Here is a 23,931-nt window from a genome sequence, read left to right as displayed (position 1 = left end):
GATGCGAATTATACCCGCTATAGATATTATTGAAGGTAAATGTGTTAGGCTATCCAAGGGAGACTATAACACAAAGAAGGTGTATAATGAGAACCCGCTAGAGATAGCTAAACAATATGAGGACCACGGTATAGAGTTTTTGCATTTAGTTGACTTGGATGGTGCTAAGGCTAGTCATATTGTAAATCATAAGGTTTTGGAGCTAATTGCTACTAAAACTAATTTAAAGATTGATTTTGGCGGAGGGTTAAAAACAGATGATGATTTAAGAATTGCCTTCGATTCTGGTGCCGGACAAATTACTGGTGGTAGTATTGCGGTTAAAAAACCAGAAGTATTTAAAAGTTGGTTGTCAAAATTTGGAAATGATAAAATCATTCTGGGTGCCGATGCAAATAATGAAAAAATTGCTATAAGTGGTTGGTTAGAAGAATCCGATGAAGAGTTAATCCCTTTTGTAAAGAATTATATGAGCGAAGGTGTGTCTTATGTGATTTGTACTGATATTGCCAAAGACGGTATGCTTGAAGGACCATCATTTGATTTGTATGAAAAAATGCTGAGTGAATTAGGTGGTGTTAAATTAATTGCATCCGGTGGAATATCAAAGTTTGAAGAACTACCAAGATTGGCTGCACTAGGTTGTGAAGGTACAATCATAGGGAAGGCTATCTATGAAAATAAAATAAGTTTAAAACAATTAGAAAATTATATAGTCAATGTTAACTAAACGTATCATACCATGTTTGGATATAAAGAATGGACGTACTGTTAAAGGTGTCAATTTCGTTGACTTACGTGATGCCGGAGATCCTGTAGAATTGGCAAAACAATATGCTGATTATGGAGCAGACGAGTTGGTGTTCTTGGATATAACGGCTACTCTTGAAGCAAGAGCAACAACTTTGGAAATGGTATTGCATGTTGCTGAACAGGTAAATATTCCATTTACTGTTGGCGGCGGGATTTCTTCAGTGGAGCATGTTGACGCCTTATTGAAAAATGGAGCAGACAAAGTATCCATCAATTCCTCTGCTGTGAAACGCCCAGAATTAGTAAATGAATTAGCTGATAAATTTGGAAGTCAATGCGTGGTAGTGGCAATTGATGCGAAACAAATAGATGGTGAATGGAAAGTGCATTTAGCAGGTGGAACCATTCCAACTGAAATTGATTTGTTTGAATGGGCGAAAGAAGTAGAAGAAAGAGGAGCAGGAGAAATCTTATTTACATCTATGAATCATGATGGAACAAAAGGAGGCTTTGCAAATAAAGCTTTAGCAAAATTATCTGATGCATTGAATATTCCAATCATTGCTTCTGGAGGAGCGGGTAATGTGCAACATTTTATAGATACATTTGTAGAAGGTAAATCTGATGCAGCTTTGGCCGCAAGCGTATTTCACTTTGGTGAAATTCCAATTCCAGATTTAAAGAAAGAATTAAAAGAACATAATATTGAAGTACGACTTTAAGCTATGGAAATAAAATACGATTCAAACGGTTTAGTACCGGCTATTATTCAAGATGCTACAACAAAAAATGTTTTAATGTTGGGTTACATGAATGAAGAAGCTTATCAAAAAACTATTAACACGAAACAAGTAACCTTTTTCAGTAGAAGCAAACAACGATTATGGACTAAAGGTGAAGAAAGTGGGAACTTCTTGAATTTAGTAGATATTAAAAACGATTGTGATAATGACACCTTATTGGTTCAAGTAAACCCGGTTGGACCCACTTGTCATAAAGGAACTGATAATTGCTGGGGAGAAGAGAATAAGCCATCTTATGGTTTCTTTTCAACATTAGAGGACGTAATTTCAGAACGTGTAGCTAATAAAAATACTACCAAATCATATGTAGCAAGTTTGTTTTCAAAAGGCATTAATAAAGTAGCTCAAAAAGTAGGAGAGGAGGCTGTAGAAACGGTAATTGAAGCTATGGATGAGAACGATGAATTATTTTTATATGAATCGGCAGACTTGTTATTTCATTATTTAATGCTCCTTCAAGCTAAAGGATTTAGCTTAAAAGACATTGAAGCAGAATTGAAGAACCGACACTAATAAGCAAATTTCACTATATTTATCGTATAATTTTAATATTTAGCCCCATGAATACAAAAAAAAATATACTGTCGTTTTTGTTTTTATTGATGACATCTTCAGTTGTTTTTGCCCAAAATAATATTGATTCTCAGATAAATAATTTGATAAAGCGAGATAATATTATGCTTACCGAGAGTGATAAGAATTTAGAGCTTTCTAAAGAGCAAATCAATAAAGCTAAAGAGATTTATAAGGGTATGATTCTGTATGAAAATAAAGCATCAAAATCTGAAAGAAAATCAAATGCCTTTATGAAGAAAATGGCAGCTAAACTTGTAGAAACAAAACAGGCAATTAAAAGTCTGCTAACGCCTGAACAATTGAGTGTCTATAATGCCTACGGCGCAAAATAACCTTCGGTCTTTTTAAAATAGATTTCTTTTAAAAAAAGAAGGCACTAGATGGTTAATTCTAATGCCTTCATGTAATTTGGTGGTTTAACTTATTTAAGCCAACCTTTTGATCCTGACATTTTAGAAAACCAGTAAAACACTATTTCCAAAACAATAATCATAATGGTCATTCCTATACTTGAGGCATAACCATTTATTAGTATGTAAGCCATTTGTATTATTACAGCAATTAAGGATAATACCTAAAGTTTTGTTGCTAACTTAGCAAATACAAACCGAATAGAAAATCAGTTAGGGTTTTCGTAAGTAGGCCCGTACCAAACTTAAAACAATTCAAATTTGGCTTAAACCAAGCTTTGTTTATTCCAAAGTTCAAAATACTTACCCTTTTTGGATAGTAGATTATTATGATTTCCTTGTTCTACAATTGTTCCATTTTCCATAACCAAAATAATGTCTGCATTTGCTATAGTACTTAATCTATGTGCAATTACGATAATTGTTTTGCCATGTGATTTGAAATCTTCAATAACTCGTTTTACAATAGTTTCAGAATGAGTATCGAGAGCAGAGGTTGCTTCGTCCATTAATAATATTTCTGGATTTTTATATAAGGCTCTTGCAATGGCGATACGTTGTTTTTGCCCTCCAGATAGCATCGCTCCATTTTCTCCTATTTGAGTTTCAAAGCTATTGGGTAATTTTTCTACAAATTTATTGATATCCAGTTTGTTAGATAATTCGATAATGCGCTGCATATCAGGAAAATTTTCTCCTAATGCAATATTTTCTATGATTGTACCAGAAAATAAATTAAGCTGTTGGGGTATAACTCCAATAAGTTGTCTTAAACTTTTGTAATGAATATACTTTAAATCGTAATCTCCAATATATATATTGCCTTCTTTAATAGGATATAAATTTTGGAGTAAAGCTATAAGCGTAGTTTTTCCACTCCCACTTTCTCCAACAATCGCTGTTGTTTGTCCTTTTTTAATGGCAACATTAAAATTGTTAAAAACCTCTGTTCTTGAACCATATCTAAATGATACATTTTCAAAAACAATATCTCCAAGATTTTCTTTGATAAGGTTGATTTTATTCTCCGTTTCCTCACGTTCTAAATCCATAATTTCGAATAACCTGTCGGCCGCAATCAATGCATTTTGTACAGTTTTATTCATCCCAACCAAAGAGGTAACAGGAGATGTAAAATATCCAATAAGGGCATAAAATGAAAACAATTCTCCTGTGGTAATCTCATTATCCAGCACATAGCCAGAACCTATCCAAAGTAAAATAACAGTAAAAATTGATGCCAATAACTGTGTTGAAGTTCCGGAGAAGATACCATTTAGTCCAGATTTATAAGTATTAAATAATAGTTTTACAAATCGGTTTTCAGTTTTAATATTCGAAAATTCTTCAATACCAAACTCTTTAACAGTTCTTATATGCGTAATGCTTTCCACCAATTGTGTTTGAAGTTCTGCCGTATTTTCCATGAGTTTACGTTCTACTTTTTTGTTAAATCGATTCATTAAATAATAAACCAAGATATAAAACGGAATAACCAATAAAATTACCAGTGCCAATTTCCAGTAGTACGTAAACATTAGAGCAAATGAGAACACCACTATAAAAATATTTACCAGCATATCTATGGCTACATTGTTTATAAAAGCACGAATTTTTACTGCATCATTTATTCTCGAAGTAATTTCACCTATCTGCATGGTATCAAAAAAGCGTTGCGGTAACTGGAGCAAATGTTTGTAGTATCCCAAAATTAGTTTGGCATCTATCAACTGTCCTGTTTTAAGAACAAAAATGCTCTTTTTACTACCAATATAAGCCTGTAGTAAAATAACAGCAACCATAACAATACTTAACAGGTTAAGTAACTTTCGGTTTGCGCCAACCAATACATAATCTGTTATTTTTTGAACATAAATAGACATGGCGAGACCAAGTATTGTAAAAACTGTAGCTCCAAAAAGTGCTTGTATTAAAATGGTTTTATGAGGTTGTATTAAATCCCAAAAGCGTCTAAAGGCGCTGGTTTTTTCGTTAACGTTTTTAAAATTATCATTTTTGGCAAATAATATTAAAACTCCTGTCCATGTTTTTTTGAAATCCTCATAACTGTAGGTAATGAGTTTTCCATTTCCCGGGTCCATAACTTGAATACACTTTTTAGTTACTTTATAAATAACCACAAAATGTTGCAATTGTTTACCAACAACCACATGTGCAATAGCGGGTAAAGGTATTTTTGGTATTGAGTCTAAACCGCCTTTTACACCTTTGGCTATAAAACCCATTTTTTCTGCAGCTTCAATAATACCCAAAACATTTGTACCACGTTTGTCGGTATTAGCAAACTGCCGTATTCTAGCAATAGGCAAATTAATGCCAAAATGATTGCCAATAGATGCTAAACATGCTGCTCCGCAATCTTTAATGTCGTGTTGTTTTATTTTTATACTTGGCATTTTATGAACTTAGAGTAACGAATAACGAATTTTGATTTCAAACTTTCATATAGTCCATTAATCAATGATTTTAGGGTTAAACCAATCATCTATCTTATCAAATAGTAATTCATATAAACTTCTGCGTGTTATAAAATAGTGCGTGGTTAATGTCATGCCTTTTGAAATATTGGTTGTATAGCCATTTTTAAGCGTTAACTGTTTAGAGTTTAAGCTAGAGCGTACTTTAAAAATTGCGAAATTGTCTTGTATGGTTATATTTTTATCTATGTCCATAATCTTTCCCTCGAGCATTCCCCATTGATTGTAGTTAAAGGCATCAAGCTGAAATTTTACATCCTGACCAATTTTTAACAAACCAATGTCTGTTGGAGAAACTGTGTTTTCTACAATTAAATTACTGTTTGGAGAAATTGTTGCTATAATTCGAGAAGCGTTAACAAATGAGCCTACTTGCAAACCCAACACATTTTCTAAAGTTCCAGAAATAGGCGCAGTAAGCACGTAGTTGTTGCTCTCTGATATAAATTGCTCTTTTTTGCTTTTAAGGTTTTTTATTTGGGTCTCTATCTCACGTTTTTTGGATTGCCATTGTGCCTGTTGTTGTTTAATAAAGCTATTAAGCGCTTCCTTGGCGAACTTTAAACTGTACAAATAAGTTTCGTATTCTGATAGGGCAACAATTTGTTTTTTAAATAGTTGTTCGTAACGATTAAAGTTGATTTTTGCCTGTTGTACTTTGCTTACCAACTCTTGTTTCTGCAACAAATAGCGTTCATAGTTATCAATTATGACGTTATCCTTTAGTAGTTTCGGTTTATTATTGGTTAAATTTGTATAATCGACAAACTCTATTTCTGCCTGTTGCAACAAGGAATCGTTAAGTGTTTTCTGTGCCTTTATATAATCAGTGGTAATAATTAATAATGTGTCGCCCTTGTTAACCTGTTGGTTGTTTTTTAAATGGACTTGGGTTAATTTACCACTAACAACACTGGTTAATGGGCTATTGTCTTGTTTGGCACGTACAACACCACGACTTTGGTTGCTAATATCTACCTTAATAATGGGTAAACAGGCTAAAACACCAATAAGCGTTATAACTACCAGTAAATAAATAGAAATACTTTTTGTTGTGTTTTTAGCAATAAGGTTTTCGAGGTTGTGTATAGGGTCTGAACTGAAGTTCATAGGGTTTTAAAATGCAAATAAAGAGATAACAAGAAAAAACTTTTAAGCTTTTACTTTTTAACAATTTGTTGGGGTATCTTAACTATTATGTTTGGATTAATGTGATTAACTTTAAACTTATAACTGAAGCACTAGGTTGAATTAATAAAGAAAAAAGATAAAAAAACAACTAACGCTTGCTTTCCTGATATAAATCATAAACGTCTGACTTTAGTAAACTTAATTACTAAAATAGTCAGACATTTAAAGTTATATTCTTATGTTTAAGAAGTATGCGTATCCATTAATCTATTTGCGTAAAAGGATACACCAAAGGACCCAAAAGCCACCCATGACTATTAGGATCTGTCATTACATCCCAATATTGATCCCAAAGTGACGGTTCATCACCACCACCAGATGTTTCCATTAATTCCCCAACTTGCATTTCCTGAACGTTTAATTTTTGTAAATTCATAAATTTTTAAATTTTACGGTATGCTTTATGTATACCATGTTATACAATAATATTTATTACCAAAATAGTTTCGCGAATATTTTGAACAACTAACTTACACATATTATTTTTACTACGCAATTTTTTTTTTTTCCTACAAAATAGTTTTAAGTTCATCGGATATATATAAGAAACTAAATTCGAAACTTACATAGTAAGTCTATGATTTAGCAAATCAAATAAAAATATATCTAAAAAAATTCAGAAATGATAGGCAAAGGCAAAAGCATATCGCATATTAGAACTTCTATTTCCTACGGCTGGAATCAAGAAAAGGACGCCGTAAATAGTCTTAAACGCGTTAGGCATTGTAAAGTATCATCCTTTTTTATGTCTGTTCGAGTGTCGCTCTCAAAGCGTGATGTGTCTAGAACAAGCAAAAAAATATAACGGAAAGCCGGACTTAGGTCCTGAACAAAGTTCAGGATAAAGGTAACGCCAAAAAAAAAGGTATTAGCTAGTTAATTCTAATACCTTCAACATATAATTGGTGGTTTAACTTATTTAAGCCAGCCTTTTGATCCTGACATTTTAGAAAACCAATAAAATACGACTGCCAAAACAATAATCATAATAGTCATTCCTATGCTTGACGCATAACCATTAATTAGAATATATCCCATTTGAACAATAACCGCAATTAAGGATAATAACCAAAGTTTTGTAGCCCAAGATTTGCGCACTAAAAGTCCTATAGCTGCCAATGCTCCGGCAAAAAGTGCAGTAACCCATGATGGCATATTAGCTGCAATCTCCTGTTGCTCTGCAGTATACATTTCTTGATAACCTTTCGTATTATAGGCTTGTTGCAAATATGCGTTAACGCCCATTCCGTTCCAAATAAGAGCTATAACACTCACAATCCAAAACCAAATAGCAGGTTTGTTTGTTGCTGAATCTGTCATAAATAATGAATTTTTAGTTAGTGATTAGATTAACAAGTTATAAAAATTTTGTCATAATTGATAAAAGGCTGTACTTTTCGTAGCGTTAAAAACTTATAATGAAGAAGTACTTTTATGTTATTACTATTCAGTATTTAGGGTATCGCTTTCATGGTTGGCAGAAGCAACCTAATGTTAAAACCTTGCACTTAATGGTAGATAGAACTTTAAACTTTATCTTAGAAAAAAAACCTTTTAAAAGTTTAAGTTCTGGTAGAACGGATGCTATGGTTTCTGCAGAATGTGCAGCTTTTGAGCTATTTTTACAAGAGCCAATAGAAGATTTTGGAGTGTTCTTAAAACTTTTTAATGATAACCTGCCACAAGATATAAGAGCTTTGGGGATTAAAGAAGTTGATAAGAAGTTTAATATTATCAATCATCCCAAAACTAAGGAATACCTGTATTTATTTACTTATGGCGAAAAGTGTCATCCGTTTTGTGCACCAATAATGACAACTATCTTGGACGATTTGGATATAGAACTTATGAAACAAGGTGCTAAGTTATTTGAAGGTGAACATTACATGAAATCGTATTGCTATAAACCAAGTGAAAATGGCATCTTTAATAGAGTTATTGAAACTTGCGAACTGGTAGAAAACACTATTTATAAAGCTAACTATTTTCCTGAAAACACATACTTGTTAAGGGTTAGAGGAAAGGGCTTTATGCGTAACCAAATTCGATTAATGATGGGGACGTTAATTGATTTAGGTAAGGGTGCATTAACACTTCAAGACATAAAACACAGTTTAGAACCTAATGTGTTTGTAAAAATGAATTACATTGCACCTGCTTCTGGATTAATTCTTAACAAAGTTGAGTTTGAATAACCAAAAGCTTTTTGTAATTTTCAAATGACAAAGTAGACAACCTTTCTTTTCATTAATTAATCAAAAAACAAATCCAAAATGAGTTTAATTGTACCAAAATCGGCCTTAGATTTCTTTAAAAAACTAGAAAAAAATAACAACCGTGATTGGTTTAATGAGCGTAAAAAAGAGTTTAAATCTATTGAAGCAGATGTAAAAGAAGTGTATAACTCTATATTTGAAACTCTTAATTCACATGACGAAATTGATAAAATGAAAATGTTTCGTATTTATCGAGATGTTCGTTTTTCAAAAAACAAATTACCGTATAAAACACATTTTGGTGGATCTTTCCATAGAACCAAACCTAAATTAAGAGGGGGTTACTACTTGCACATTCAACCTAACAATGAAAGCTTTATTGCAACAGGGTTTTGGGAGCCAGCTCCAGCTGATTTATTACGAATTAGAAAGGAATTTGAAATGGATGATAGCGAAATTAGGGAGGTTCTTGCTAATAAAAAATTCAACGGTGTTTGGGGTGATACTTTTGTTGGTGACGAGGTTAAAACTGCGCCAAAAGGTTTTAGTAAAGACCACAAAGCCATAGATTTAATAAAGAAAAAGCAATATATCTTTACCAAAAAATATACAGATAAAGAGGTTCTAGCTCCTGGCTTTTTGGATGAAGTCAATGCTTCATTCCAGGCGGTTCGACCCTTTTTTGATTATATGAGTGATGTTTTGACAACTGATTTAAATGGGGTGTCTTTGATTGAAGGTTAAGATGGATAAATTAAAGTTTTTATTTCTAGTTTTATTTTTATCATGTATAATTTTAAACTGTTCTAAAAATAAAGTTAATAAGGGCATTTATGGAAAATGGAAATCGGTTAATAGTATAAACATTGTTAGTTTGGTATTTTTTAAAGATACATTGATAATAAATCAATGGGGAAAGGAAATAAAAAACGAATGGTATGGAGATGAAGATAAAATTAGCTTTAAACAATTAAATCATATTAATCCAAAAAAAGAAACTAATTTCATTATTCATTATAAGCTTAATGAAACTAGAGATACTTTGTATATCAAAAGAGAAAAAGATTCAACTTATTCAAATCAATTTATTAAGTTATAAGTTAAACTGCTTCCATAAACTCAGGCTTCTCAAATAATTGAACTTGACTTAGTAGGCGTTCTTTAACAATGTTCATCATTCGCTTGTTTAAAGCAGAAGAGTTTTGAATATATAAACTGTATTCTTCCACCGTAAATAATCCAATAATCATTCCTTTTAGAGAATTTCTGAACTTCATGTCCTTATGAATAGCGTTTTCAATATAATCAATTCGTTTTTCTAATGTTAAGTCGTAAAAAACCGATTTATGTTTAACAATATAATTCTTAAAGACAGCAATAAACAAATCATTTTGAAGTTTAATAACCGGTCTCAAAACTAGGTTTTGAAAGCGTTCATCACTACTCATATTATCATTAATTGTTGTTGAAGAAATCTCAGGACGAATGTCCTTCAGGTTAATTTGTCTTGGGCTCATGGCTTTGGTTTTAATAAAAGTAGATATAATTAAAACCTGATTTATTCAACTGGGCTCATACTTATTAACGTGTTTATTAACAAAAGGGCAGGTTTTTCCTGTAAGTTTCTTATTTAATCACGACAAACAATTTTAAACCAAATAAAAATATAATGCAATCAATTTTTAAAACCCTTTTTTTTACAATATCTATTACTCTAATTAACAGCTTTAATAGTGAAGCGCAAACATTTGCAGATGATAAATCTAAATCACTAATAGATAGTTTAGTTGAACTTAATGGAGGTTACGAACAGCTGGCATCTAAAAAGGATGTAGAGTTTCTTTATGTATATGATAATTACGACCAAGGAAAAGATGTCTCTCTTGAGCGTCATGTCTTTGATGGAGAACATTCTTGGGGTTCTTATGAGATTCATCAGCGGAATGTATTGCCAACTGAAAAAGGTTTAGCTGTTCAATCTTTAATTGATGGAGAACCAGCACTTACTTTAAACGGGGAACAGATTACTGATGAAAAAGCCCTTGGTGGAACTGTGTTTTTACGAAAAGTGAACTTTTATTGGTTTACCATGATGTATAAGCTACAAGACCCTGGTACAAATTATAAATATTTAGGTACAGAAGAAGTTGATGGTGTTAATTATGATAAGGTTAGCTTAACTTATGATGCAGATGTTACTAAAAAAGAGAAAAATGATGAGTATATTTTATATTTCAACCCTAAAACTCATTTAGTAGATTGGTTTTTCTTTTCATTACCAGATTGGGGTATTGATAAACCTATTTTAAAAATGACCCTTGAGTATGAAGTTATTGATGGTCTTTATATATCAACTGTTAGGAAATCCTTTGTGCCAAACGAAAAAGGGGAGTATAGTGAAAATGGTACTTACACCTTTAGCCGTATAAAATTCAACAATGGTTTTACCAAAGAAGATTTTATACTTCAATAAGAAAATTCATTAATAAAAAGTGGCACCAAGTTAGTTTAAATTTGCTGCTTGCTTTTTGTGGATTTATTTTTAACGTAATCAATAATTGACTGGGATCTTCATCAAATACGAATTCAGAACCATAGGCATTTGCACCTTCATTTGAAGCTAAAAATTTTGTAGCATTGACTATTTCATCAGATTAATCGAACCTGTTTAAAGTTACTTGAATATCAAAAACCTTTATCCATTTGGGGTCCCCAATTTTTGTGGTTATCACATTTTGACAAAGATTTGTGTTTATACTGGGTCTGGGGGCAATAAAGTTAACTCAAACAACTCTAGATTTAAGTTTAGGTTTATCTGGTGAATTAGCTCTGATACCTTCTTACTTGCTGAATATACGCTTAAATTATCGAATCCTTCTCAGAGATAATAGGGGTGCACTGGTGCAAAACCAGTGTTAGAAAATTAATTTTTTATTTTATTAAAGTATAGAAAAAGAGTAATCAATATTATCAGCTTATTTTAATCCTTAATTGAATGCTATACGGCGGTTTTCATTAAAAATACCAAATAACAACCACTAGCAAACCTTGTTGTAGTTTTAATCTTTTTATTCTTTTGAAAATTATAAGTGATATCATCTTTATGTTGAATAAAATATAATTTATGTCATTTCCTTTATCAATTTTATAAAAAGTATATAACAAACCTTTATAAAGCTTTAAATAACTGCAATAAAGTTATAACTTTGTGTCCCTTTACGGCGAGATAAACCAGAATTTTATTCAGGGTGCAGTAGAAATAATTCAATTAAAAATTTATTTATGAGTAAGACATTATTTGACAAGGTTTGGGATTCTCATGTTGTCAGAAATATAGAAGATGGTCCAGATGTGTTTTTTATAGACCGACATTTTATTCACGAAGTTACAAGTCCTGTTGCTTTTGTTGGTTTAAAAAGCAGAGGTATTGGTGTAATGTACCCAGAAAAAACATTTGCAACAGCAGATCACAATACACCAACATGGAATCAGCATTTACCTGTGGCAGACCCATTATCAGCTAATCAGTTAGAAGCTTTAGCAAATAATGCGGCTGAACATGGTATTTCTCACTGGGGGTTAGGTCATAGAAATAATGGTATTGTACATATTGTTGGACCTGAAAATGGAATTACATTACCTGGGTCGACTATTGTTTGTGGAGATTCGCACACATCAACTCATGGTGCTTTTGGAGCTATTGCTTTTGGTATTGGTACTTCTGAAGTAGAAATGGTTTTATCTACACAATGTATTATGCAACCTAAGCCAAAGAAAATGCGTATTAATGTAAATGGAAAATTAGGTTTTGGAGTAACACCGAAAGATGTTGCATTGTATATAATTTCTAAACAAACCACTTCTGGAGCAACTGGTTATTTTGTAGAATATGCTGGCGATGTTTTTGAAGATATGTCTATGGAAGGACGTATGACTGTTTGTAACCTTTCTATAGAAATGGGAGCTCGTGGTGGTATGATTGCTCCAGATGAAAAGACTTTTGAATACATAAAAGGAAGAAAACATACACCAAAAGGAGCAGGCTGGGATAAGGCTATGGAATATTGGCAAACTTTATATACCGAAAAAGATGCTGAATTTGATGTAGAATTCAATTATGATGCTGCCGATATAGAACCAATGATTACTTATGGAACTAACCCAGGTATGGGTATTGGTGTAACACAATCTATTCCAAATGCAAGTGATGTAGAAGGAGGAGAGGCAACTTATAAAAAGTCTCTAGGTTATATGCAGTTTGCAGAAGGTGAAGATATGATTGGTAAAACAGTTGATTATGTATTCTTAGGATCTTGTACAAACGGACGTATTGAAGATTTTAGAGCTTTCTGTTCAATTATTGAAGGAAAACAAAAAGCAGATAATATTACAGCTTGGTTAGTACCAGGGTCACATAAAGTGGTAGATCAAATTAAAGAAGAAGGTTTAGATAAGGTTTTAGAAGCTGCTGGTTTTGTATTAAGAGAACCTGGTTGTTCTGCTTGTTTAGCAATGAACGATGATAAAGTACCTGCTGGAAAATTAGCTGTATCTACATCTAACCGTAATTTTGAAGGACGTCAAGGACCTGGATCTAGAACATTGTTAGCTTCTCCATTAGTAGCGGCAGCAACGGCAATTGAAGGGGTAGTGACTGATCCAAGAACATTAATTAACGCTTAAAAAGAAAGAGAAAATGGCTTACGATAAATTTGAAGTATTAACAAGTACAGCTTATCCGTTACCAATTGAAAACGTAGATACAGATCAAATCATTCCTGCTCGTTTCTTAAAAGCTACAGAGCGTAAGGGGTTTGGAGATAACTTTTTTAGAGATTGGAGATATGACTCCGAAGGAAATCCTATTGCAGATTTCCCTTTAAATGATGCGAAATATGCAGGTTCTAAAATATTAGTAGGAGGAAAGAATTTTGGTTCTGGTTCTTCTAGAGAACATGCTGCATGGTCTGTTTATGATTTTGGATTACGTTGTGTAATTTCATCATTCTTTGCAGATATTTTTAGAAATAATTGTTTAAATATAGGTGTATTACCAGTTCAAGTATCTCCAGAATTTGCTCAAAAATTATTTGATGCAATAGATGCTGATCCTAAAGCAGAAATAACAGTTGATTTACCTAATCAAAAGGTTACTTTGGTAGCAACGGGAGAATCTGAATCATTTCAAATCAATGGTTACAAAAAAGGGAACATGCTAAATGGTTTTGATGATATTGACTATTTGCAAAATATGAAGGAAGAAGTTAAAACCTTTGCAGAAACAAGACCTTTTTAAGTGTTGAAAAATAACATATCATAAAGTTAAATTATTAAAGCATTCCATTATATAATGAAATGCTTTTTTGGAATATATTAAAGACTTTTAATGGGCAAGCGAAGAATAGAAATAATGGATACTACATTGCGTGATGGTGAACAAACCTCCACAGTGTCGTTTTCAGCTTCTGAAAAACTAACGATTGCTAAGCTTTTACTAGAAGAATTAAAGGTAGACCGAATTGAAATTGCATCTGCACGAGTTTCAGAAGGAGAGTTTCAAGCGGTAAAAGATATTACCAATTGGGCTGCCGTACATGATTATATTGATAAGGTTGAAGTATTAACTTTTGTGGATAAAGGAGTGTCTATAAATTGGATGCTAGAAGCTGGAGCAAAAGTTCAAAATTTATTGACTAAAGGTTCACTAAATCATTTAACACATCAGCTTAAAAAAACTCCAAATCAACATTTTAAGGAAATAGAAGAGAATATTCTACTAGCTTCAAAAAACAATATTGAAACTAATATTTATTTAGAAGATTGGAGTAATGGTATGCGCGACTCTAAGGATTATGTTTTAGAGTTTATTAAGTTTTTATCTACGCAACAGGTAAAACGAATCATGTTACCAGATACATTAGGTGTATTAACTCCTAGAGAGTCTTTTGATTTTGTAAAAGAGATTAAGGATTTGTACCCTAATCTGCATTTCGATTTTCACGCACATAATGATTATGATTTAAGTGTTTCTAATGTAATGGAGGCTTTAAAAGCAGGTGCAGACGGCTTACACCTAACGGTGAACGGAATGGGAGAACGTGCAGGAAATGCACCAATGGCAAGTACAATTGCTGTTGTAAATGATTTTATGAGTAATGATATAATTATTGCTGTAAATGAAAAAGTACTATTTTCTGTGAGTAAATTGGTTGAGAATTTTTCAGGAGTTATGATTCCTGCTAATAAACCAATTGTGGGAGCCAATGTATTTACACAAACTGCGGGTATACATGCAGATGGTGATAATAAAAAGAACCTTTATTTTAGTGACTTGTTACCTGAGCGTTTTGGTAGAAAACGGCAGTATGCTTTAGGGAAGTCGTCTGGAAAAGCTAATATTCAAAAGAATTTACAGCAACTAGGCCTTCAACTTAATGATGACGAAATAAAAAAGGTTACTCAGCGTATTATTGAGCTGGGTGATAAAAAACAAGTGGTTACCAAAGAAGATTTACCTTATATTATTTCTGATGTTTTAGATCAATCTTATGAAGAAAAAGTAAAGGTAAACTCTTATGTGTTAACACATTCAAAAGGTTTAAAGCCTTCAACCACAGTTTCTATTATTATTGAAGGAGAAACTTTTGAAGAAAATGCACAGGGTGATGGACAGTTTGATGCTTTTATGAATGCTATAAAGAATGCTTTCAAAAAGAAAAAAACAACGTTGCCAAATTTAATAGATTATGCGGTTCGCATACCACCAGGAAGTAATTCTGATGCCTTATGTGAAACTATTATTACTTGGAAAACTCCTGATAAAGAATTTAAAACAAGAGGCTTAGATTCAGATCAAACAGTATCGGCTATTAAAGCCACAGAAAAAATGTTAAATATTATTATTAATTAAGAATACAAACAATGAAATTAAACATAGCTCTTTTAGCTGGTGACGGCATAGGACCAGAGGTAATAGACCAAGCTGTAAAAGTAAGTGATGCTATTGCTTCAAAATATGGACACGAAATAACATGGAAGCCTGCATTAACGGGAGCCGCTGCTATTGATGCCGTAGGTGAGCCTTATCCAGATGAAACACATGAAATTTGTGCATCTTCTGATGCTGTATTATTTGGTGCAATTGGGCATCCAAAATTTGATAATGACCCATCTGCTCCTGTACGTCCTGAGCAAGGTTTGCTAAAAATGCGCAAGAAATTAGGCTTATTTGCTAATGTAAGACCTACGTTTGTGTTTCCTTCTTTATTAGATAAGTCGCCTTTAAAGAAAGAGCGTATAGAAGGAACTGATTTAGTGTTTTTCCGTGAGTTAACTTCAGGTGTATACTTTGGTGAAAAAGGAAGAAAAGACAACGGAAATACAGCGTATGACACTAATATGTATACTAAAGAAGAAGTAACACGTTTAGCAAAAAAGGGATTTGAAGCAGCTATGCAACGTTCTAAAAAATTATGTTGTGTAGATAAAGCTAACGTTATGGAAACATCACGTTTATGGAGAGAAACTGTTCAGGGTATGGAAAAAGACTACCCAGAGGTTAAAGTATCTTATGAGTTTGTAGATGCTGTAGCGATGCGTTTAGTGCAATGGCCAAAAGATTATGATGTGTTAATTACTGAAAATTTATTTGGAGATGTATTAACAGACGAAGCTTCAGTAATTTCTGGTTCTATGGGGTTAATGCCATCGGCATCTTTAGGAACTAGTATATCTTTATTTGAGCCAATTCATGGTTCTTATCCACAAGCCACTGGTAAAAATATTGCAAATCCAATGGCAACGGTATTATCAGCTGCTATGATGTTTGAAAACTTTGGTTTATTAGATGAAGGTAAAGACATTAGAGATGCGGTAAATAAAGCATTAGCTGAAGGTGTTGTAACTGAAGATCTTGCTGAAGGCGGAAAATCTTATGGAACTACTGAAGTAGGAGATTGGTTAGCTGCTAACATTTAGAAATATTTCTTTTATTAATATATAAGAGTTAGTAGTTTTACTAACTCTTTTTTTATGCCCTCATTTATGCAGCAATACCTAGTTAACAGCAAATATCAATATATCATCGAATTAATAATTGTGGAGCTTAATGAATTAGTATTTTCATAAAGAAATATTATTTGCTCCCTGTAATATTAAAAGTGTACAATATGTTTTATCAAAAAATAAGAATACTAATTATAATATTTGTTTGTACTCCAGTATTTATACAAAGTCAAACCAGTATCAAAGTGAATGCTATAACAACTTTAGCTGCTGTTCCTAACTTAGGTGTGGAATTTAACATAGGAGAAAAAACCACTTTCCAGGTAGATATGGCAGCCTCCTTTTGGACGATAAATGGTAAACCCTATAAATTTGGAATGCTTTTTCCTGAGTTTAGGTATTATACAAGAGAAGCTGGTTATGGTTTTTTTGTAGGCGGTCATGTTGGTGGTGGAAAATTTAAGTTGCAGAAAGGGCAATATTCTTCTACTGATTATTATCAAGAAGGGTATACTTTATTATTTGGTGTAACGACAGGCTACCAATGGAGACTGAACGATAGGTTTAATTTGGAACTCTTTGTTGGAGGAGGTAGTTCACAAGCTTCATATAAGGGGTATTCTTTGGAAACTGGAGAACGTTTGGATGGCGCTGAGAATTATAATAAAAGTGGGGAGTTTTTACCCTATAGAGGAGGGTTAATGGTTGTTTATAAACTCAAATAGTAGTTAGTTTTTGAAACATTAACCTTAGTTTTTAATAGTCATTTTTGTTTTCTAGGATGATACATTTCAACTACCTTAGTTAAATGACTTTTGTCAACATGAACATATATTTCTGTTGTTGTAATACTTTCATGCCCTAGCATGAGTTGAATGGACCTCAAGTCTGCCTCATTCTGTAATAAATGAGTAGCAAATGAATGTCGAAAAGTATGTGGGGAAATCTTCTTTTTTAAATCTATTTTTTGTGCTAACTGCTTTACTATGGTAAATACCATAGCTCTTGTGAGTTGCTTCCCTCGTCTGTTTAAGAATAGAGTGTCCTCAAACCCAGGTTGAATTCTTAAATGATTTCTTATGTGTTTCCTGTAGATGTTTATATATTTCTGTGTAGAATCAACTATTGGAACAAATCTTTGTTTGTCTCCTTTTCCAGTTACTTTTATAAAGCCTTCATTAAAAAACAAATCGGATATTCTTAAATTAACAAGTTCACTTACACGTAAGCCACAGCCATAAAGAGTTTCTAACATAGCTCTATTGCGCTCGCCCTCTGGCTTACTGAAATCTATAGCAGCTATAATTGTATCTATTTCTTTTTCTGTTAAAACATCAGGAAGTTTTCTGCCAATTTTTGGTGATTCAATGAGTTCCAGCGGATTTTCTTTTCTGTAGTCTTCAAAAACTAGATAGCTAAAAAAACTACGCAAACCTGAAATAATTCTAGATTGTGAACGTTCATTAACTTCATTGGCAATTTCATAAACAAATTGTTTAATAATTTCTACAGAAACAGAAATTGGAGAACAGTTAATCGCATTTTTTTCAAGATAACCAATAAGTTTTGTGACATCACGAGAATAATTATCTATAGAGTTATCGGATAGTCCGCGTTCTATTTTTAAGTATAAATTATAATCTTTAAGTGCTTGTTCCCATTTCATATTTAGTAAAAATAGAATAAAATTATTTAATGATTTATAAAATATTTTGTTAAAAAAATCTCATAAAAATCCATACAAAAAAATGTAACAGACTGGTTATTATTTGGTTATGATTATTAATTTGAGTAAATTAATGGATATTAACTAAACAAAATTTTATATTATGAAAAAACTAATGTTTATTTCGGTATTATCAATTTTGACCCTTTCTAGCTGTATATGTACTAAATATGCAGCTGCTGAAGATGAAGGCGCCCTAAGGTGGAACGCTGGAGATTGGAATGCAGGAGGTAAGTTTGCTTATAACTCCTCAACACAGGGAGATATCAAAGATTCTGAGATTAAGTTAGCTCCGAGACTTGGGACTTTTGTGTCTGATAATTTAGAACTTGGTGTTGAAAGTAGGTTTTCAACCAGTAAAAGTGAATCTGGAAGTTTTGAAGACAAATGGAATAGTGTTTCTGTTGGTCCCTATCTGAGATACATTTATTGTGATGAATATAGGCTTTTGCCATATGTTGATTTTGGAGTTAATTATTTGAGTAACAACTATAAGACGGCAGATTATAAACAAACCGGTTTAGATGTAAGCGCAGGTCTTGGAGTTGATTATTTTGTTAACGAATGGCTAGTGCTTGGTGTAGGTTATACTGGGGTGTCTTATCAAAACCTAAATGATAGTCGTGATGGAGTTGATGACATTAGCTCATTAAATGCAAAATTCAATACAAATAGGTTGAATTTTGGCCTAAAGGCAAGGTTTTAAGTTAAGAGTTTGTAATTATTATTTTTAAAGGAGTTATTTTAATGACTCCTTTTTTGTTTCTTCTTAAATATGATAATTATAATATTTGCGCTAATTATTTATTAAAAATCTTGTAATTAATGTCATATTTTAATGATATATTAAAAATTTTGTAAATTAGATAGACTAACTATAAATTTTCAAACATGAAAAAATTATTCTTTTTTGCGGTTATTGCAACTTTTGCAATAGGAAGTATTAATGCTCAAGGTCAATTTAGGGCAGGTATTAGTGGAGGTATACCTATAGGAGATGCGGGGGATTTAGCTACTTTTGCTATAGCAATTGATTTAGGGTATATATTAGAAATATCTGATGATTTTGATGCGGGTGTGACTACAGGGTATTCTCATTCTTTTGGAGATGAGAGTACTATTGGAGGGTTTTCTGTTTCGTTTGATGATGTGCAGTTTCTCCCTCTTGCGGCTTCAGGTCGGTTTCGGGCAAGTGATCAGTTTACCATAGGAGGTGATATAGGTTATGCTTTTGAACTGGGGGGGAATGGAAATAGTAGTGGCGGTTTTTATTATTCACCTAGGGCTCAATATAGTGTTAGTGAAGCAATTGATATTGTTGCCGCATATAGAGGAGTAAGTTTAGATGGTGGTTCTTGGGACATTGTTTCCATGGGAATAGAATTTGGAATTGATTAATTATATTTAATTAAATGAAAAAGGAAGTCATTAGGCTTCCTTTTTTTATGCCTTAATTTTAGATATATTTACACCATGAAAAAACTAATCATCATTAATGGTCCTAACTTAAATTTGTTAGGGAAAAGAGAGCCAAATATTTATGGAAGTTTAACATTTACCGAGTTTTACGATGAAATAAAGCAAAAGTATCCGAATGTAAGCTTAGATTATTATCAATCAAATATTGAAGGAGAACTGATTGATAAACTTCATGAAGTTGGTTTTAGTTATGATGGCGTTATTTTGAATGCAGGAGCCTATACACACACTTCTATAGGTATTGGAGATGCAATAAAGGGTATTGAAACTCCTGTAGTTGAAGTTCACATTTCAAACACATTTGGTAGAGAAGAGTTTAGACATCAATCATATATTTCACCCAATGCCAAGGGTGTTATTCTTGGGTTTGGATTGCAGAGTTATGAATTGGCATTAGAAAGTTTCTTGTAAAATGTCATATAAGACAAAGATTGTTCAGTTTATAATACTTCTTTTTTTAGGATGTTTTTCAATAAATGGACAATCAAAAACTTACTTTGGAGTTAAAGGTGGTCTGAACTTAACTTTTTTTAAAGTTTCTGAATCTAATTTTGGTTTTATTCCAGGTTCTGATGCAGGTTATTATACTGGAGCTTTTTGCAATATAAAGATTGACGAAACTTATTCAGTTCAACCAGAGGTGTTATATATTCTTCTTAATGATTTCGAATTTTTAAATGTGCCTTTTTACGTTAAATATGAAATGGCCCATGGTCTGAATATTTTGATAGGCCCAAGTATAAATTATTTTTTCGATTTCTTCTCTAATAAATTAAAAATTAGAGCAGATTTAAGTACATCATATAATATCACTAAGAATTTAGATTTTCATGTGAAATATGCTCTAGGCTTTAAAGAACTTACTCCCAACAGTCTTTTTTTAGGAATTGGTTATAGAATATAAAAAAAGCGATTCAAAATTGAATCGCTTTTTTTAATTATGTTTTATTAAGCCTTTATTAAATATGAATACATTCATCATAAGCATCAGCAACAGCTTCCATAACCGCTTCACTCATAGTTGGGTGAGGGTGAACTGCTTTTAACACATCATGACCTGTAGTTTCTAGTTTTCTAGCTACAACAGCTTCAGCAATCATATCTGTAACACCTGCACCAATCATGTGGCACCCTAACCATTCGCCGTATTTAGCGTCAAAGATTACTTTTACAAAACCGTCTTTATTCCCTCCAGCACTTGCTTTACCAGATGCAGAGAATGGGAATTTTCCAACTTTTATATCTAAACCTTTGTCTTTAGCTTGTTGTTCAGTTAATCCAACTGAAGCAATTTCAGGAGAACAATAAGTACACCCAGGAATGTTTCCGTAATCTAAAGCTTCAACATGGTGTCCTGCAAGTTTCTCAACACATAAGATTCCCTCTGCAGATGCAACATGAGCTAAAGCTTGACCAGGAGTTACATCACCAATAGCATAATATCCAGGTATATTAGTTTGATAAAAATCATTTACTAAAATCTTATCTCTATCAACAACAATACCCACATCTTCTAAGCCAATATTTTCAATATTAGTCTTTATTCCAACAGCAGATAAAACAACATCAGCCTCAAGTACTTCCTCGCCTTTTTTAGTTTTGACAGTGGCTTTTACACCTTTACCAGAAGTATCAACATTTGTAACTTCCGCAGAAGTCATTATATTAATTCCACTCTTTTTAAAAGAACGTTCTAATTGTTTAGACACATCTGCATCTTCAACAGGAACAATGTTAGGTAAATATTCAACTACAGTAACCTCTGTTCCAATAGAATTATAGAAATAAGCAAATTCAACACCAATAGCACCAGAACCAACAACAATCATTTTCTTTGGTTGTTTTGGTAGGCTCATTGCTTCACGGTAACCTATTACTTTTTTGCCGTCTTGCGGTAAGCTAGGTAATTCTCTAGAACGCGCCCCAGTTGCTATTATAATATTGTCAGCACTATACTCAGTTCCATCAACATCAACCTTTTTACCAGGTTTAAGTTTTCCGTAGCCTTCAATAACATCAATTTTGTTTTTTTTCATTAAAAATTGAACACCCTTGCTCATGCCTTCTGCAACACCACGACTTCTTTTTACAACTGCATCAAAATCATGTTCAGCGTCTTTAACTTTTAAGCCATAATCTTCTGCATGTTTCAGATACTCAAATACTTGTGCGGATTTTAACAGGGCTTTAGTTGGTATACAACCCCAATTTAAACATACACCGCCTAAGTTTTCTTTTTCTACAACTGCCGTTTTAAAGCCTAATTGAGAAGCTCTAATTGCTGTTACATACCCACCAGGACCACTTCCAAGAACTATAATATCGTATTTACTCATGTGTTAATATTTAGGCTGCAAATTTACAAAATGGTTTTTGAATAACGAATTTAGAACCCTATAAAATTTATATCTTTTACTACCTTTGCAATGCAAGTATTAATATATGAATATCCCAAGAACGAGTTATCCTAGAGTTGTTATAATTGGTGGTGGTTTTGCAGGAGTAGCTTTAGCAAAAAAATTATCTAAGCAAGAGGTTCAGGTTGTTTTACTAGACAAGCATAATTATCATACTTTTCAACCCTTGCTTTATCAGGTTTCAACGGGAGGATTAGAACCAGATTCTATTGCTTATCCAATTAGAAAAATACTGAAAGACTTTCCTAATTTTTATTTTAGATTAGCTAATGTTAATGAAATAGATTCTAAAAAAAATAAAGTTAAAACCAATATCGGTAATTTAAAGTTTGACTATTTGGTTATAGCTTCAGGGTCTGTAACCAATTATTTTGGTAATGCTGAGATTGAAAAACATAGTATGGCTATGAAGACCATACCACAATCACTTAATCTTAGGAGTTTAATTTTAGAAAATTTTGAAGATGCCTTATTAACTTCTGATTTAAATGAACGCAACGCACTAATGAATTTCGTTATTGTTGGTGGCGGACCAACAGGTGTTGAGCTAGCAGGCGCTTTAGCTGAAATTAAAAAAGGCATTTTACCAAAAGATTATCCAGATTTAGATACGCGTTTAGCCCAAATTCATGTAGTACAATCTGGTGATTGTATTTTAAAAGGAATGAGTAGTAAGGCCTCACAAAAAGCTGAAGATTTTCTTGAGAAATTAGGGGTAAATATCTGGAAAAATGTTAGGGTAACTAATTATGATGGTAAGACAGCTACAACAAATACCGATTTAACTTTTGAAACAGCCACACTTATTTGGGCAGCAGGTGTTAAAGGAGCTACTATTAATGGTTTAAATAGTGAAGATTTTATAACAAAAGGTAATAGGGTTATTGTAAATAAATTTAGTCAAGTAAAAGGTTTTGAGCATATTTTTGCTATTGGAGATATTGCTTATATGGAAGCAGAAGATTTCCCTAATGGCCTGCCTATGATGGCGCAACCTGCTATTCAACAAGGAGAGCAATTGGGAGACAATTTATTAAATTTAATTGAAGAAAAACCTTTAAAGTCTTTTGTTTACAAAGATAAAGGAGCTATGGCTACGATTGGTAGAAATAAAGCAGTTGTAGATTTAAAAAATTGGAGGTTTCAAGGAGTTTTTGCTTGGTTTGTTTGGATGTTTGTACACCTTTTCTTTTTAATTGGGTTCAGAAACAGAATGGTAGTATTTGTTAACTGGGTTTATAATTATATTAGATTTGATAGGGAAGCACGTTTAATAATTCGTCCTTTTAAGAATAAAAATAATTTATAAATCTTCGGTAAAGTGTATTCTGTCTTTTTCTTTGCTGAATTTTTCCTTATTGTAATTTTTTGATTGTCCTCTTGGAATTGATAACGATTTCCAATCTTTTCCTTTTAGCACCTTTCCTAAAAACACTATTTGTCCAACATGATATGAGTAATGTGATAATTGTCTGTTTATAGCCTCAGTAACTGTATGACCTTGATTTCTAATATAAATAATACTATCTAAATCTTTATTGTTTAAGTTGTTAATTGTATTGAATAAGCAATTCCACCCTTTGTTCCAATAGGCTAATATTTCCTCTTTAGTGGTAAATAAATCTTCAAACTCAGTATCTCTTTTACGCCATTCTTTTTCACCATCTTCGGTTAAGAAATCAGTCCATCTGCTAAGCATATTGCCGGAAAGGTGTTTTACTATTATAGCAACGGAATTAGAGTCCTCGGATATTTCGTTTTGTATGGCTTCAAGACTTAATTGATCCAAAGTTTTATCACCCAAACTTTTGTAATATTCAAACTGCTTAGTGATACTAGATAAATAGGTTTCCATGGA

The 23,931-nt window shown here is 32.5% G+C and carries 27 protein-coding genes; 19 read left to right on the top strand and 8 right to left on the bottom strand.

The genetic code is table 11. From position 1 onward, the window contains the following. The first annotated feature begins 1 nt into the window (after position 1). From hisA to N1F78_RS14290, 4 genes are read left to right on the top strand one after another with little or no spacing between them, the layout of a single operon-like run. Positions 2-730 carry a 1-(5-phosphoribosyl)-5-[(5-phosphoribosylamino)methylideneamino]imidazole-4-carboxamide isomerase gene (hisA, locus tag N1F78_RS14305; protein WP_406683850.1) on the top strand — a complete coding sequence of 243 codons (729 nt, stop codon included), beginning with the start codon at positions 2-4 and terminating at the stop codon, positions 728-730. Continuing rightward, entirely contained in the window at positions 720-1,475 is a 756-nt protein-coding gene (hisF, locus tag N1F78_RS14300) for an imidazole glycerol phosphate synthase subunit HisF (RefSeq protein WP_406683849.1), read from the top strand. The genes hisA and hisF overlap by 11 nt, the downstream gene beginning before the upstream one ends. A 3-nt stretch (positions 1,476-1,478) precedes the next feature. Continuing rightward, complete coding sequence (gene hisIE / locus N1F78_RS14295) at positions 1,479-2,069, top strand: bifunctional phosphoribosyl-AMP cyclohydrolase/phosphoribosyl-ATP diphosphatase HisIE (RefSeq protein ID WP_406683848.1); 591 nt, start codon at positions 1,479-1,481, stop codon at positions 2,067-2,069. A gap of 47 nt (positions 2,070-2,116) precedes the next feature. Next, entirely contained in the window at positions 2,117-2,464 is a 348-nt protein-coding gene (locus N1F78_RS14290; protein ID WP_406683847.1) for a hypothetical protein, read from the top strand. Between the two features lie 344 nt (positions 2,465-2,808). Here N1F78_RS14290 and N1F78_RS14285 read toward each other — a convergent pair whose 3' ends face one another. The 3 genes from N1F78_RS14285 to N1F78_RS14275 form a co-directional block, all read right to left on the bottom strand. Then, positions 2,809-4,959 carry a peptidase domain-containing ABC transporter gene (locus N1F78_RS14285; RefSeq protein ID WP_406683846.1) on the bottom strand — a complete coding sequence of 717 codons (2,151 nt, stop codon included), beginning with the start codon at positions 4,957-4,959 and terminating at the stop codon, positions 2,809-2,811. A gap of 57 nt (positions 4,960-5,016) precedes the next feature. Then, positions 5,017-6,150 (bottom strand): HlyD family secretion protein, encoded by a 1,134-nt coding sequence (locus N1F78_RS14280; protein WP_406683845.1) that lies wholly within the window; start codon positions 6,148-6,150, stop codon positions 5,017-5,019. A gap of 283 nt (positions 6,151-6,433) precedes the next feature. Continuing rightward, a complete protein-coding gene (locus tag N1F78_RS14275; protein ID WP_406683844.1) occupies positions 6,434-6,607 on the bottom strand; it encodes a hypothetical protein in 174 nt (57 codons plus the stop codon). 246 nt (positions 6,608-6,853) lie between these two features. Here N1F78_RS14275 and N1F78_RS14270 point away from each other — a divergent pair, with 246 nt between their 5' ends. After that, positions 6,854-7,036, top strand: coding sequence for a hypothetical protein (locus N1F78_RS14270; RefSeq protein WP_406683843.1), 183 nt, complete (start codon positions 6,854-6,856; stop codon positions 7,034-7,036). Positions 7,037-7,146: 110 nt separating this feature from the next. Here N1F78_RS14270 and N1F78_RS14265 read toward each other — a convergent pair whose 3' ends face one another. Further along, on the bottom strand, positions 7,147-7,551 hold the full coding sequence (locus N1F78_RS14265) for a hypothetical protein (protein ID WP_406683842.1): 405 nt from the start codon (positions 7,549-7,551) through the stop codon (positions 7,147-7,149). 98 nt (positions 7,552-7,649) lie between these two features. On the opposite strand from N1F78_RS14265, the gene N1F78_RS14260 reads away from it, so the two are divergent. The 3 genes from N1F78_RS14260 to N1F78_RS14250 all read left to right on the top strand — a co-directional run bounded on the left by N1F78_RS14260 (position 7,650) and on the right by N1F78_RS14250 (position 9,546). After that, positions 7,650-8,426, top strand: a complete 777-nt coding sequence (locus N1F78_RS14260; RefSeq protein ID WP_406683841.1) for a tRNA pseudouridine synthase A — start codon at positions 7,650-7,652, stop codon at positions 8,424-8,426. Positions 8,427-8,504: 78 nt separating this feature from the next. Further along, complete coding sequence (locus tag N1F78_RS14255) at positions 8,505-9,191, top strand: DUF2461 domain-containing protein (RefSeq protein WP_406683840.1); 687 nt, start codon at positions 8,505-8,507, stop codon at positions 9,189-9,191. A gap of 1 nt (position 9,192) precedes the next feature. After that, the gene (locus N1F78_RS14250) at positions 9,193-9,546 is read left to right on the top strand and encodes a hypothetical protein (RefSeq protein WP_406683839.1); all 354 of its coding nucleotides are present in this window, start codon (positions 9,193-9,195) and stop codon (positions 9,544-9,546) included. Between the two features lies 1 nt (position 9,547). On the opposite strand, the gene N1F78_RS14245 is transcribed toward N1F78_RS14250, so the two are convergent. Then, a complete protein-coding gene (locus tag N1F78_RS14245) occupies positions 9,548-9,964 on the bottom strand; it encodes a glyoxalase (RefSeq protein WP_406683838.1) in 417 nt (138 codons plus the stop codon). Positions 9,965-10,116: 152 nt separating this feature from the next. Between N1F78_RS14245 and N1F78_RS14240 the strand changes: the two genes are divergently transcribed. From N1F78_RS14240 to N1F78_RS14215, 6 genes are all read left to right on the top strand, one after another. After that, positions 10,117-10,920 carry a DUF6503 family protein gene (locus N1F78_RS14240; protein WP_406683837.1) on the top strand — a complete coding sequence of 268 codons (804 nt, stop codon included), beginning with the start codon at positions 10,117-10,119 and terminating at the stop codon, positions 10,918-10,920. An 809-nt stretch (positions 10,921-11,729) separates the two neighbouring features. Continuing rightward, positions 11,730-13,130 (top strand): 3-isopropylmalate dehydratase large subunit, encoded by a 1,401-nt coding sequence (leuC, locus tag N1F78_RS14235; RefSeq protein ID WP_406683836.1) that lies wholly within the window; start codon positions 11,730-11,732, stop codon positions 13,128-13,130. A gap of 13 nt (positions 13,131-13,143) precedes the next feature. Beyond that, positions 13,144-13,743: a 3-isopropylmalate dehydratase small subunit gene (leuD, locus tag N1F78_RS14230; RefSeq protein WP_406683835.1), complete on the top strand. Its 600-nt coding sequence runs from the start codon at positions 13,144-13,146 to the stop codon at positions 13,741-13,743. Between the two features lie 90 nt (positions 13,744-13,833). After that, the gene (locus N1F78_RS14225) at positions 13,834-15,357 is read left to right on the top strand and encodes an alpha-isopropylmalate synthase regulatory domain-containing protein (protein WP_406683834.1); all 1,524 of its coding nucleotides are present in this window, start codon (positions 13,834-13,836) and stop codon (positions 15,355-15,357) included. Positions 15,358-15,368: 11 nt separating this feature from the next. Beyond that, complete coding sequence (gene leuB / locus N1F78_RS14220) at positions 15,369-16,424, top strand: 3-isopropylmalate dehydrogenase (RefSeq protein WP_406683833.1); 1,056 nt, start codon at positions 15,369-15,371, stop codon at positions 16,422-16,424. A gap of 191 nt (positions 16,425-16,615) precedes the next feature. After that, positions 16,616-17,176 carry a DUF3575 domain-containing protein gene (locus N1F78_RS14215; RefSeq protein WP_406683832.1) on the top strand — a complete coding sequence of 187 codons (561 nt, stop codon included), beginning with the start codon at positions 16,616-16,618 and terminating at the stop codon, positions 17,174-17,176. Positions 17,177-17,214: 38 nt separating this feature from the next. Here N1F78_RS14215 and xerD read toward each other — a convergent pair whose 3' ends face one another. Next, entirely contained in the window at positions 17,215-18,117 is a 903-nt protein-coding gene (gene xerD / locus N1F78_RS14210) for a site-specific tyrosine recombinase XerD (RefSeq protein ID WP_406683831.1), read from the bottom strand. 163 nt (positions 18,118-18,280) lie between these two features. On the opposite strand from xerD, the gene N1F78_RS14205 reads away from it, so the two are divergent. The 4 genes from N1F78_RS14205 to N1F78_RS14190 all read left to right on the top strand — a co-directional run bounded on the left by N1F78_RS14205 (position 18,281) and on the right by N1F78_RS14190 (position 20,560). Beyond that, positions 18,281-18,883: an outer membrane beta-barrel protein gene (locus N1F78_RS14205; RefSeq protein WP_406683830.1), complete on the top strand. Its 603-nt coding sequence runs from the start codon at positions 18,281-18,283 to the stop codon at positions 18,881-18,883. Positions 18,884-19,068: 185 nt separating this feature from the next. Beyond that, positions 19,069-19,575 (top strand): outer membrane beta-barrel protein, encoded by a 507-nt coding sequence (locus N1F78_RS14200; RefSeq protein WP_406683829.1) that lies wholly within the window; start codon positions 19,069-19,071, stop codon positions 19,573-19,575. Positions 19,576-19,650: 75 nt separating this feature from the next. Beyond that, a complete protein-coding gene (aroQ, locus tag N1F78_RS14195) occupies positions 19,651-20,067 on the top strand; it encodes a type II 3-dehydroquinate dehydratase (RefSeq protein ID WP_406683828.1) in 417 nt (138 codons plus the stop codon). 1 nt (position 20,068) lies between these two features. Beyond that, complete coding sequence (locus tag N1F78_RS14190; protein WP_406683827.1) at positions 20,069-20,560, top strand: hypothetical protein; 492 nt, start codon at positions 20,069-20,071, stop codon at positions 20,558-20,560. Between the two features lie 55 nt (positions 20,561-20,615). Here N1F78_RS14190 and lpdA read toward each other — a convergent pair whose 3' ends face one another. Beyond that, entirely contained in the window at positions 20,616-21,992 is a 1,377-nt protein-coding gene (gene lpdA / locus N1F78_RS14185) for a dihydrolipoyl dehydrogenase (protein WP_406683826.1), read from the bottom strand. 106 nt (positions 21,993-22,098) lie between these two features. On the opposite strand from lpdA, the gene N1F78_RS14180 reads away from it, so the two are divergent. Next, complete coding sequence (locus N1F78_RS14180; protein ID WP_406683825.1) at positions 22,099-23,382, top strand: NAD(P)/FAD-dependent oxidoreductase; 1,284 nt, start codon at positions 22,099-22,101, stop codon at positions 23,380-23,382. Here N1F78_RS14180 and N1F78_RS14175 read toward each other — a convergent pair. Continuing rightward, positions 23,377-23,928: a DUF1572 family protein gene (locus N1F78_RS14175; RefSeq protein ID WP_406683824.1), complete on the bottom strand. Its 552-nt coding sequence runs from the start codon at positions 23,926-23,928 to the stop codon at positions 23,377-23,379. The two genes, N1F78_RS14180 and N1F78_RS14175, sit on opposite strands and share 6 nt — an antisense overlap. Positions 23,929-23,931 lie beyond the last annotated feature (3 nt).

Source organism: Seonamhaeicola sp. MEBiC01930 (genome assembly GCF_045277075.1).
Classification (GTDB): domain Bacteria; phylum Bacteroidota; class Bacteroidia; order Flavobacteriales; family Flavobacteriaceae; genus Seonamhaeicola.
This window is presented reverse-complemented; position numbering and strand designations above follow the sequence as displayed.

Bases quoted from the DNA above. Each gene is read 5' to 3' on its own strand.
- hisA (WP_406683850.1), top strand. From the start codon at position 2: ATGCGAATTATACCCGCTATAGATATTATTGAAGGTAAATGTGTTAGG.
- hisF (WP_406683849.1), top strand. From the start codon at position 720: ATGTTAACTAAACGTATCATACCATGTTTGGATATAAAGAATGGACGT.
- hisIE (WP_406683848.1), top strand. From the start codon at position 1,479: ATGGAAATAAAATACGATTCAAACGGTTTAGTACCGGCTATTATTCAA.
- N1F78_RS14290 (WP_406683847.1), top strand. From the start codon at position 2,117: ATGAATACAAAAAAAAATATACTGTCGTTTTTGTTTTTATTGATGACA.
- N1F78_RS14285 (WP_406683846.1), bottom strand. From the start codon at position 4,959: ATGCCAAGTATAAAAATAAAACAACACGACATTAAAGATTGCGGAGCA.
- N1F78_RS14280 (WP_406683845.1), bottom strand. From the start codon at position 6,150: ATGAACTTCAGTTCAGACCCTATACACAACCTCGAAAACCTTATTGCT.
- N1F78_RS14275 (WP_406683844.1), bottom strand. From the start codon at position 6,607: ATGAATTTACAAAAATTAAACGTTCAGGAAATGCAAGTTGGGGAATTA.
- N1F78_RS14270 (WP_406683843.1), top strand. From the start codon at position 6,854: ATGATAGGCAAAGGCAAAAGCATATCGCATATTAGAACTTCTATTTCC.
- N1F78_RS14265 (WP_406683842.1), bottom strand. From the start codon at position 7,551: ATGACAGATTCAGCAACAAACAAACCTGCTATTTGGTTTTGGATTGTG.
- N1F78_RS14260 (WP_406683841.1), top strand. From the start codon at position 7,650: ATGAAGAAGTACTTTTATGTTATTACTATTCAGTATTTAGGGTATCGC.
- N1F78_RS14255 (WP_406683840.1), top strand. From the start codon at position 8,505: ATGAGTTTAATTGTACCAAAATCGGCCTTAGATTTCTTTAAAAAACTA.
- N1F78_RS14250 (WP_406683839.1), top strand. From the start codon at position 9,193: ATGGATAAATTAAAGTTTTTATTTCTAGTTTTATTTTTATCATGTATA.
- N1F78_RS14245 (WP_406683838.1), bottom strand. From the start codon at position 9,964: ATGAGCCCAAGACAAATTAACCTGAAGGACATTCGTCCTGAGATTTCT.
- N1F78_RS14240 (WP_406683837.1), top strand. From the start codon at position 10,117: ATGCAATCAATTTTTAAAACCCTTTTTTTTACAATATCTATTACTCTA.
- leuC (WP_406683836.1), top strand. From the start codon at position 11,730: ATGAGTAAGACATTATTTGACAAGGTTTGGGATTCTCATGTTGTCAGA.
- leuD (WP_406683835.1), top strand. From the start codon at position 13,144: ATGGCTTACGATAAATTTGAAGTATTAACAAGTACAGCTTATCCGTTA.
- N1F78_RS14225 (WP_406683834.1), top strand. From the start codon at position 13,834: ATGGGCAAGCGAAGAATAGAAATAATGGATACTACATTGCGTGATGGT.
- leuB (WP_406683833.1), top strand. From the start codon at position 15,369: ATGAAATTAAACATAGCTCTTTTAGCTGGTGACGGCATAGGACCAGAG.
- N1F78_RS14215 (WP_406683832.1), top strand. From the start codon at position 16,616: ATGTTTTATCAAAAAATAAGAATACTAATTATAATATTTGTTTGTACT.
- xerD (WP_406683831.1), bottom strand. From the start codon at position 18,117: ATGAAATGGGAACAAGCACTTAAAGATTATAATTTATACTTAAAAATA.
- N1F78_RS14205 (WP_406683830.1), top strand. From the start codon at position 18,281: ATGAAAAAACTAATGTTTATTTCGGTATTATCAATTTTGACCCTTTCT.
- N1F78_RS14200 (WP_406683829.1), top strand. From the start codon at position 19,069: ATGAAAAAATTATTCTTTTTTGCGGTTATTGCAACTTTTGCAATAGGA.
- aroQ (WP_406683828.1), top strand. From the start codon at position 19,651: ATGAAAAAACTAATCATCATTAATGGTCCTAACTTAAATTTGTTAGGG.
- N1F78_RS14190 (WP_406683827.1), top strand. From the start codon at position 20,069: ATGTCATATAAGACAAAGATTGTTCAGTTTATAATACTTCTTTTTTTA.
- lpdA (WP_406683826.1), bottom strand. From the start codon at position 21,992: ATGAGTAAATACGATATTATAGTTCTTGGAAGTGGTCCTGGTGGGTAT.
- N1F78_RS14180 (WP_406683825.1), top strand. From the start codon at position 22,099: ATGAATATCCCAAGAACGAGTTATCCTAGAGTTGTTATAATTGGTGGT.
- N1F78_RS14175 (WP_406683824.1), bottom strand. From the start codon at position 23,928: ATGGAAACCTATTTATCTAGTATCACTAAGCAGTTTGAATATTACAAA.